The sequence below is a fragment of the Bradyrhizobium cosmicum genome (genome assembly GCF_032290525.1).
GTDB lineage: Bacteria > Pseudomonadota > Alphaproteobacteria > Rhizobiales > Xanthobacteraceae > Bradyrhizobium > Bradyrhizobium cosmicum_A.
In genome coordinates this window covers 1-8,701 of sequence record NZ_JASXTA010000053.1, presented here as the reverse complement: position 1 = coordinate 8,701, position 8,701 = coordinate 1, and the positions used below count along the sequence as shown (strand labels likewise).

6 protein-coding genes, 7 pseudogenes and 1 other annotated feature are annotated in these 8,701 nt (G+C 60.0%); of the genes and pseudogenes, 7 read left to right on the top strand and 6 right to left on the bottom strand.

Annotation, left to right across the window (positions count from 1 at the left end):
- Positions 1–100: 100 nt before the first annotated feature.
- The gene (locus QSV46_RS38815) at positions 101–322 is read right to left on the bottom strand and encodes a transposase (protein WP_314963965.1); all 222 of its coding nucleotides are present in this window, start codon (positions 320–322) and stop codon (positions 101–103) included.
- A 110-nt stretch (positions 323–432) separates the two neighbouring features.
- On the opposite strand from QSV46_RS38815, the pseudogene QSV46_RS38810 reads away from it, so the two are divergent.
- Positions 433–804 (top strand): annotated as a pseudogene (locus QSV46_RS38810) (transposase); the annotation flags it as partial.
- A 63-nt stretch (positions 805–867) separates the two neighbouring features.
- Here the strand turns inward: QSV46_RS38810 and QSV46_RS38805 are convergent.
- A pseudogene (locus tag QSV46_RS38805) lies at positions 868–1,050 on the bottom strand (transposase); the annotation flags it as partial.
- A gap of 603 nt (positions 1,051–1,653) precedes the next feature.
- Here QSV46_RS38805 and QSV46_RS38800 point away from each other — a divergent pair.
- Complete coding sequence (locus tag QSV46_RS38800; protein ID WP_108523226.1) at positions 1,654–2,331, top strand: RolB family protein; 678 nt, start codon at positions 1,654–1,656, stop codon at positions 2,329–2,331.
- A gap of 601 nt (positions 2,332–2,932) precedes the next feature.
- Positions 2,933–3,443 (top strand): annotated as a pseudogene (locus QSV46_RS38795) (transposase); the annotation flags it as partial.
- Positions 3,217–3,332, top strand: a sequence feature (AL1L pseudoknot). Its footprint overlaps the pseudogene before it by 116 nt.
- A 368-nt stretch (positions 3,444–3,811) precedes the next feature.
- Here QSV46_RS38795 and QSV46_RS38790 read toward each other — a convergent pair.
- Both QSV46_RS38790 and QSV46_RS38785 read right to left on the bottom strand, forming a co-directional pair.
- Positions 3,812–5,092 carry an IS701 family transposase gene (locus tag QSV46_RS38790; RefSeq protein ID WP_314963964.1) on the bottom strand — a complete coding sequence of 427 codons (1,281 nt, stop codon included), beginning with the start codon at positions 5,090–5,092 and terminating at the stop codon, positions 3,812–3,814.
- Between the two features lie 36 nt (positions 5,093–5,128).
- A pseudogene (locus QSV46_RS38785) lies at positions 5,129–5,965 on the bottom strand (IS3 family transposase); the annotation flags it as partial.
- Positions 5,966–6,196: 231 nt separating this feature from the next.
- On the opposite strand from QSV46_RS38785, the gene QSV46_RS38780 reads away from it, so the two are divergent.
- From QSV46_RS38780 to QSV46_RS38765, 4 genes and pseudogenes are all read left to right on the top strand, one after another.
- A complete protein-coding gene (locus QSV46_RS38780) occupies positions 6,197–6,697 on the top strand; it encodes a transposase (RefSeq protein ID WP_190242181.1) in 501 nt (166 codons plus the stop codon).
- Entirely contained in the window at positions 6,600–7,496 is an 897-nt protein-coding gene (locus QSV46_RS38775) for an IS1634 family transposase (protein WP_409997287.1), read from the top strand. The genes QSV46_RS38780 and QSV46_RS38775 overlap by 98 nt, the downstream gene beginning before the upstream one ends.
- A pseudogene (locus tag QSV46_RS38770) lies at positions 7,447–7,668 on the top strand (tyrosine-type recombinase/integrase); the annotation flags it as partial. The gene QSV46_RS38775 and the pseudogene QSV46_RS38770, both read left to right, overlap by 50 nt.
- A gap of 83 nt (positions 7,669–7,751) precedes the next feature.
- Positions 7,752–8,018 (top strand): annotated as a pseudogene (locus QSV46_RS38765) (transposase); the annotation flags it as partial.
- 154 nt (positions 8,019–8,172) lie between these two features.
- Here QSV46_RS38765 and QSV46_RS38760 read toward each other — a convergent pair.
- Together QSV46_RS38760 and QSV46_RS38755 are read right to left on the bottom strand one after the other, a co-directional pair.
- Complete coding sequence (locus QSV46_RS38760; RefSeq protein WP_007590556.1) at positions 8,173–8,466, bottom strand: hypothetical protein; 294 nt, start codon at positions 8,464–8,466, stop codon at positions 8,173–8,175.
- Positions 8,466–8,615 (bottom strand): annotated as a pseudogene (locus QSV46_RS38755) (transposase domain-containing protein); the annotation flags it as partial. The gene QSV46_RS38760 and the pseudogene QSV46_RS38755, both read right to left, overlap by 1 nt.
- Between the last annotated feature and the right edge of the window lie 86 nt (positions 8,616–8,701).

The following is an 8,701-nucleotide window of genomic DNA, read 5'->3' as shown; positions in this document are numbered from 1 at the left end:
CGCATGGCAGCCTAACCCCGGCAGAGGCTCCACTTATCGACGCGGAAACTCTGTTCAGACAACCGGGACCAGCTCTGTATAGAGCTTCGCCGTCTCGTGCTCATGCTCCCTCCTCGCCATCCCCCAAGACACCCAAGACACTCGCGCCACGCGCGAAAAGGCTCGCCACGTTGTCGAGAACCTGCTTCTTCCAGCCATAGATCTGGTTCGGGTGAGCGCCATGCCGCTTCGCCAACTCCGGCACCGTCGCTGCCTCGCGTAGTGCCTCCAGGGCAATTTTGGCCTTGAACGCGGCATCAAACTTCTTGCGTGACTTGGTCATATCCGTACTCCATCGGTTGAGACAGAGCAGGACGCTTCACACCTTAACGTTTGGTCCGATTTTCAGCGTCACACTCGGTTGATGACGTGCCGTTAAGTAAAAGGGGAAGTCTTCATGGCGACGACACCACCATCCGCATCCTGGCGAAGGGCAAGTGCAAGACCGGTCGATCTGGACATATGTGCGGGATGAACCGGCCCTTCACCGGACCTGCGCCGCCGGCGGCGGTCTGTTACGCCTCGAGCGACCGACGCGGCGAGCATCCACAGAAGCATCTGGCCGCCTTCGCCGGTATCCTGCAAGCCGATTGCTACAACGGCTTCGAGCCGCTGTTCGATCCGCAGAAGAAGGTGCTGCCGATTACGCCGGCGTTTTGCTTCGCCCATGCGCGGCGGGGCTTCTTCGAGCTGGCCGACATCGAGAAGAACGCCCGGGAAGGCCACAGGGGCAAACCGGTCTCTCCGATCGCGTTGGAGGCGGTCACCCTCGGCCACAACTGCCCTGACAAAGCCAGCCTCGGATTTGGTCCGGTTCGCCGCGAAGGCTTTTCGCCAAGTCACCAGCAGAGAACGCGACAAGCCGTCTCGCCGCGCTGTCGCCGCAACCAGGCGCGGCTCAGACAGGCTCTCCAAAACAATCCGCGCCTTCTGCTCCTCAGACCAACGCCGCCGCCAGCCTGTCTCCACCACTTCCAGTCGATCCAGCGCACGGATCGTATGGCTGTCCATACGTACAGTTCTCAACCATCAGGCCAGCTCGTCGCAAGGCGTCTTTCCTCGGAGGCTTACCGAACTGCTACCCTGGGAACGGAAACGCCTGCGCCAAGCCGACGAGCCTCGCCGATCAGCTGGCCGCCTGACCTTCACGCAATGCCTCGCCATCATAGAACCCGCCGTGCCCACGCGCATGCGTCAATCAGCGGTCTGATCCTGAAGTCAGGGTATCGGCTTCGCCGCATACGTCACGAGTGCACGAATGCACAAACAAAGAAAGGCGACAAAGCCATATATCCTGCCCAGCCCAGCCAGCCAGCCAGCCAGCCAGCCAAAAGTTGGATGTGACGCGTTGTTGACTTAGCAATCCGGGCGACCCTTTGCAGAACGCCAAAGTTGTGCCCTTTGACGGCTTCACAGAAGCTGCGACTCTACGCGACCTAAGGGACACATCCAAAAGATGCCCCTTTATTACACCGCAACGGCAACAACTGTGCCGGTTGGAGATTACAAAACCCATCACCTCGTGGACAAGCCTCTATATAAACGAGTCACTCTTATAGTTCGCCACGCAGCGAGCCCTCTTATAGTATCTGTCGTAGACGTCATACCTTCACCATGGCAGACAATTATCCAACCTACGAGCGCCCCCAATTTGACAGCGTCTGCCTAACGGGTACGACCAGAAACAATCTGTGCAATGGCCTCAAGATGGCAGTCGAAGCCTACCGTGAGCACTTCCTCAAGCAGGTCCAGCGAGCTCAGGGCGAGTGGGTGGCTGCGGCGCGGGCGTACGAACAGGCTGCGGGCCATCCTCCACGGGATTTTGGGGCGTTCGAAACCCAGCCCTGTATGACCGAGTCTCCATCCGGTGGCATCAATGAGGCCATCGATGTTGACGCCCTCTCGCTTGATGCTTCACATCCCCCCCTCTTGTATGTTTATTTGCCTACCACCCTTGCACTATCCTGTGTTGCAACCAGGAGTTTCGAAGAAGTCCCAACTAAATATTGCCCTGGGGTGGTGATAGCAATGAACTGCAGGCCATACGATGACAACATCTCTACTAAATCTTTATCGAAAAGGTACCACGACCGATGGTGCACTAACGTCCAGCGCGAGGAGATGCAGTATTTCCTCGCTATCGTTCAGACCGACCTCTTCAGTTTCCAAGAGAACCAAATATGGACGCGCGATACGACGACAGGGCGATTCGACATCGTGGCCCATGGACAGATGATTTGGCCCCCCTCTATGCCCGCCTCCAACTGGCCGAGGGCGACCGGTTGGGATTAGTGGTGCCACTCTCGCTACGCCAATGTTGGTCCTGGCCCCTCGTAGAAATACATCCTGTTTTTTAATTTCCATTTGCGTCAGTCGTGTTTGTTGGTTGTATTATTGTTGTTTCCGTTTTCGCTAGTTATGCTTTTGCGCCCATGGCGTCATGTTGTTGTACTGTTCACTGAATTCAATTAAAGGCCAGGCAAGTTTGCACGTCTAGACTGTCATATGCGATAAGAGACCATCTCTGGCGCAAAACGTCGCATTAAAAGCACAATGGCAACAATCAAACACATAATGGCCTTTTCATAAGCGAAACGCTAAGAATAATTAAAGTGGGCCCTTAGCGAGACCCAAGCATATTTTACTATTGGAGAACGACAGAAAGTGACATCCCTGATGTAAATGTCGCCTCGGTTTTGGACCGCAACTTCCGGGCTCGCGCTTTGCGCGAGCCCGGAAGTTCCTGTCGCGTCCAAAACCGAGGCGACATTTACATCAGGATATATCCTGCCGCCGCCGCCGCCGCCGGGATGGCTCAAGGAACCGTTGCGGAAGGAGATATCTGAACCGCCCTGGGTTTGCCGGAGGCTCCAACTCCTGAGAGGATGGAGCCATGACGAGCAAGACGACGAACAAGTTTTCACCCGAGGTCCGGACCCGCGCGGTTCGGATGGTTCTGGATCACGCCAGCGAGCACCCGTCGCGCTGGGCGGCAGTGACGTCAATCGTGGCCAAGATCGGCTGCACGCCGCAGACGCTGCATGACTGGGTCAAGAAGGCCGAGGTCGATAGCGGGCAGCGGGCTGGCGTTCCGACCGACACGGCCGAGAAGCTGAAGGCCCTGGAACGGGAGAACCGTGAGCTTCGGCAGGCCAACGAGATCCTGCGCAAGGCAAGCGCCTATTTTGCGATGGCGGAGCTCGACCGCCGGTCCAAGCCATGATCGCCTTCATCGACGATCATCGTGGGCGCATGGGGTCGAGCCGATCTGCAAAGTCTTGCCGATCGCCCCCTCGACCTACCACGCCCATGTGGCCAAGCGGCGCGATCCGGCCAGGCTGTCGGCGCGCGCCAGGCAGGATGTCAGGCTGAAGATCGAGGTTCGGCGCGTGCTCGATGAGAGTAACCGGCAAGAGGCCCCCACCTCGCGGTCGTTCGCGTGGTCTGCGATACAGCTTGGCATGAGCTGATCGTTGGGAGTTAATCGATAGAGCTGGTCCCGTTTGTCTGAACAGAATCTCCGCGTCGATAGGTGGAGCCTCTGCCGGGGTTAGGCTGCCATGCGGAGTGGCAGCGGGGTGAAGTAGGCTTGATCCGGCGTGCTGCCGTCAAGACTCGAATGGGGACGCCTGTTGTTATTCTTACTGCGTCATGAGTTTTCATTGTCGTCCCCTTGTTGGGCGCCCCGCAGCAAGGACATCGCTGCAGGGTTTTGATGATTCCCCAGGCCAGTCGCCGACGCATGGTTGCGATTGAGTTCGGGACGTGGCGTTCAGGCCGCGAGGGCGGATCCTCTGGGTCGGTAATCGTCGGGTAAGCGAGGTGCCTTGAACGGCATGGCGGAACGAGGTCCTGAGGGGGAAATCGTCGCCTGCTCGGCGATCAGGAAGCCGTAAGCTGCGATGCACAGAGTTGCGTGATGATGGAAGCCGCGCCAGCCGCGTCCCTCGTAATGACCGAGCCCGACCTCTTGCTTGAGCTCCTGGTAGTCACGCTCGATGCGCCAGCGTAGCTTGGCGAGGTCGACGAGCCGCTCGAAGCTGATGGTCTCCGGCATCGTGGCGAGCCAGTATTTGGTGGGCTCTGCTTCACCCTCCGGCCATTCGATCAACAGCCATTCCGGCGACAGCTTCTCGGGGATCAGTTTGTTGTACCCGACCCGGACACGCACACGCGCGAAGCGCGAAGACAACTGGTCGGACGAGCCCTCGCGCCATGTCACCGTGCACCAAGCCTGCTTCGGTAGAGCAAGCGCCACTTTCTTGGCCGAGACCAGTTCGGGCTCGTCGCGGCGGCCGGCGTTGTTCATCGGCTTGTCCATCCGCCGTGGGCTGTGGCCAGGGGCCCACATCAAGATGGTCGGCACGATGCCGACCACGTACACGTCCAATTCCGTCATGCCCGCACGCAGCCGCGCGTCCCTGCCGTAGGCCGCATCCATCAACGCGACGCCGCGTGGCAGACCGCTCTCGCAGGCCCAGCGGATTTGCTCCAGCGCAATCTGCAGCTTGGTCTTGAACTTGATCTCTTTCGGCGCGCCCACCTTTTTCCGCCGCGCGCGATCCTTGGTCCAAGTCTCCGGCAGGTACAGCCGATAGGCCACCGGAAGGCTGGCGGCATGATTGGCGATCGACAGCGATACCGCAACCTGGCAATTGGCCTGCTTGCCGAGCTGACCGCAATATTGGTGGTGCACGCCGACCGAATGCTTGCCTTGCTTGGGGAACGAGGTGTCATCGATGATCCAAGCCTCGATCGGTCCGCTCTTCTCGATCGCCGGCAGCACCATCTCGCGCACCTTGGCCAGCACGGCCTCGTCCGACCATGTTGCGACGCCGACAAAATGCAGCAGCGACTGGTGTTGTGCCGCTGTCCTCGCCGGAGCCGTCCGCGCCGCCATCGGCTCCACGCTCTTGCGCTCGCCAGGCAGCATCAATCCGGTGCAATAATCGTGCAGAGGCTTTGTCCGATCCGCGTGACCGATCACGCTCCCAAGCCCCGCCACGTACGCCGCAAAACGCGTCTCGCTATCTCCGCTCTGATCGAGATTCATCTGGCCCTCCACACGCCAAATTGCGAATCTCCTCAATTACTTGATTCCTGGCCTCCCGTGCGTGCGACCTTCTGACTCAGTACGATTATAGAAGTCGAGATATCGGCCGATCGAGCTGCGGGCCTCGCTGACGCTGTCATAGGCCCGCAGGTACACCTCTTCATATTTGATGCTGCGCCAGAGGCGTTCGACGAACACGTTGTCCCGCCATGCGCCCTTGCCGTCCATGCTGATCGCGATGCCGTTGTCGGCGAGCACGCCGGTAAAAGCCTGTCCGGTGAACTGCGAGCCCTGGTCGGTGTTGAAGATGTCCGGCTTGCCGTGACGAGCCAAGGCATCTTCCAGCGTCTCGACGCAGAAGGCTGCTTCCATGGTGATCGATAGCCGCCACGACAGAACACGACGGGTTGCCCAATCGAGCACGACCGCGAGGTAGACAAAACCGCGCTCCATCGGGATATAGGTGGTGTCCATCGCCCAGACCTGGTTCGGCCGCGTGATCTCCATGCCGCGCAGCAGGTATGGATGGATCTTGTGGCCGGGCTCTGGCCTGGTGGTGCGCGGACGGCGATAGAGCGCCTCTATCCCCATCCGCCGCATCAGCGTCTTCACATGCCGGCGGCCGATCTTGCACCCCTCGGCAGCCAGCAGGCCTCTCAGCATGCGCGAACCGGCGAAGGGAAACTCCAGATGCAGCCGGTCGAGACGCCGCATGATCGCGAGATCGGCGTCCGGCACCGGGCGCGGCAGGTAATAAACGCTGCCGCGGCTGATCTGCAAAACTTCCGCCTGCCTGGTGATCGACAGATCGTGCTCACGGTCGATCATCGCTTTGCGCTCAGCAATCCCGCCTTGGTGAGCGCTCCTTCTAAAACACTATGCGCGGCGCTGCGCTCCCCCTGTGGGATAGAAACGGGCCTGCGCTAGATTGCGGACCGGAAGGGAGCGGCCGATACGATTTTGGTGGCAAGTGACCCCGTTAAAAAACCTGGTCCATGGGTTGTTGCGCACTTGAGAGTGGTGACGCCATCCGGCGATCCCGTTTAGGAATCTGACCAATAGCGCAGCCCAGCCCTTCTGCCGTCGTCAACAGGAGGATTCGAGATGAAGCAGAAGAGATCGAAACCCAAGATCTACCACAAGATGCCGATGGTCTACCCGAACGCGGCGGCCATCGACGTCGGGGCGACCATGCACATGGCCGCCGTAAGGGCTGATCGAACGTCCGAACCAGTGCGCAGCTTCGGTACCTTCACGACCGACCTACATCAGTTGGTGGATTGGTTCGCAGAGTGCGGCGTCGAGACGGTCGTCATGGAATCGACCAGCGTTTATTGGATTCCGATCTTCGAGCTCCTCGATGCCCGTGGCTTTATTGTATTCCTCGTCAATGCCCGCGATGCCAAGCACGTGCCCGGACGCAAGACCGACGTCAGCGATGCGCAGTGGCTACAGCGGCTTCATTCTTACGGTCTGCTGCGTGCCAGTTTCCGGCCCAAAGATCAGATTGCCGAGCTGCGAGCACAGCCGCGATCACCGGCGCGATCGGCCGCAGATTGTCTACGCGCTGCTCTGTACGCGCGAGGGGCTGCCGATTGCGGTTGAAGTCTTTGACGGCAATACGGCCGACCCGAAGACGCTGAGCTCTCAAGTCGAAAAGATCAAGGACCGCTTCGGAATCAGCCGCATGGTGTTGGTTGGCGATCGGGGAATGATCACCGCGGCGCGCATCCGCGATGATCTCAAGCCAGCAGGCGTTGATTGGATCACCTGCCTACGTGCGCCGGCGATCCAGGCGTTGGCGGCGGAGAACGGGCCGCTGCAGCTGTCGCTGTTTGATGATCGCGATCTCGCCGAGATGAGCGCCCCTGACCTGTTCCCGGGCGAGCGGCTGATCGTCTGTCGCAATCGCGATCTGGCGGCCGAACGAGCCCGCAAGCGCGAGGATCTGCTGGCCGCGACCGAGCACGAACTTGCTCGCGTTCAGGCGCAGGTCCAGCGCAAACACTCTCCGTTGCGTGGTGCCGCCCAGATCGGCATGGCGGTCGGTGCGGTTTTGGACCGCAAGAAGATGGCCAAGCACTTCGATGTCGAAGTGGCCGATGGCGATCTCTCATGGCAGCGACGGATCGGGCGGATCGAGGAAGAGGCGCGCCTCGACGGCATCTACGTCATCCGCACCAGCATGCCCGCTGGGCATCTCGACGCTGCAGAGGCGGTTCAGGCCTACAAAGACCTGTCGCGAGTCGAACGCCGCTTCCGGTCCATAAAAACCATTGATCTCGAAATACGGCCGATCCGCCACTGGACGGCACAGCACGTGCGGGCCCATGTCTTTCTGTGCATGCTCGCCTATTGCTGCGGGCCTGACCAAGCGCGTCACGCTGCACACGCTGCGCCATAGCTTCGCGACACATCTTCTGGAGAACGGAACCGGCATCCGGATCATCCAGGCTCTGCTCGGGCACAATAACCTGTCGTCGACGGCGCGCTACACGCAGGTCGCCACCCAACCGATCTGGGCGACGCAGAGCACGCTCGACCGCCTGTCGCTGGAGGTGACGCCACCGGCATGACAACGCGTCCGGGATGCGGCTTATGACCCGCCCCGACGTCCGCCCGCACCGACCCGCCATCGAGATTGCCGATATCACCCGCCGAAGCCAGGTGGATTTTGCGACGCCTCGAGTTCCACTACACCCCAAAACACGCAAGCTGGCTCAACATGGTCGAGATCGAAATCGGCGTCCTGCGGCGCCAGTGCCTGGATCGCAGGATCGACGACCCCAAGCGACTGCGCCGCGAAATCACCGCCTGGGAACGACAACGAAATGCCGCCCGCTTCCGCATCAAATGTTTGTTCACAACAGACAAGGCTCGCGCCAAAATGGCTGGCGCCTACCCCGCCACTTCCAAAGAGTCATAATCTCTGTGAAGCGGTAACAGTCCCTCGTGTAGTACGCGCCAGCGACAGGCGCAATTTTTCGAATTCGCGCTAGGCGAGATGAAAACACGCGCCGTCCAGGCGAGTCGTAACCCTACGCGGTAGGCCGCAGCGCGCTGATCTTTCCAGTTAACCGTTAGAGCTCGTCGGACTCCTCGGTTTTCGGCTTCATCGTCGCAGCGAGCACTTGGCGGCGTTTTTCGATGATGCTAGGGTCCTCTTTGTGGATTGCGATCAGCTCTTTGAGGTTCTCGATCCCCTCATCGGTGAACGCCATCACCCCATCTTCACCGACGCCCACGACCCATAGCTGGCCATCCTCGGGGTCCATTTCTTCGGCGACCTCGAACAGCCATTCCTCGTCTTCTCCAAGCATCTCGGCGACATGGCCGAGGGTAAACACGTGGCTGACTTTGTTGACGGGCCCCATCAAGCCGCCTGCGCCGCGAGGCCTTGCTGTTGCGCAATCTTCCAGTTCCAGGGCAGCAGCTCATCGAGCCTGTGGGCGGGGTGGATGGCGATGCGAGCGAGTACATCGGCAAGCCAGACCTGAGGATCGACGTCGTTCATCTTCGCAGATCATGCCGTCCGCCGAACTATGCCGAGTCGGGTCGTTTTCCCCAGTTTTCTGGCTGACCGGCGTTTGGTCGGTTCGGCATAGTTCG

Excerpts from the sequence above, each read along its gene's own strand:
- QSV46_RS38815 (WP_314963965.1), bottom strand. The coding sequence starts at position 322 with ATGACCAAGTCACGCAAGAAGTTTGATGCCGCGTTCAAGGCCAAAATT.
- QSV46_RS38800 (WP_108523226.1), top strand. The coding sequence starts at position 1,654 with ATGGCAGACAATTATCCAACCTACGAGCGCCCCCAATTTGACAGCGTC.
- QSV46_RS38790 (WP_314963964.1), bottom strand. The coding sequence starts at position 5,092 with ATGAATCTCGATCAGAGCGGAGATAGCGAGACGCGTTTTGCGGCGTAC.
- QSV46_RS38780 (WP_190242181.1), top strand. The coding sequence starts at position 6,197 with ATGAAGCAGAAGAGATCGAAACCCAAGATCTACCACAAGATGCCGATG.
- QSV46_RS38760 (WP_007590556.1), bottom strand. The coding sequence starts at position 8,466 with ATGGGGCCCGTCAACAAAGTCAGCCACGTGTTTACCCTCGGCCATGTC.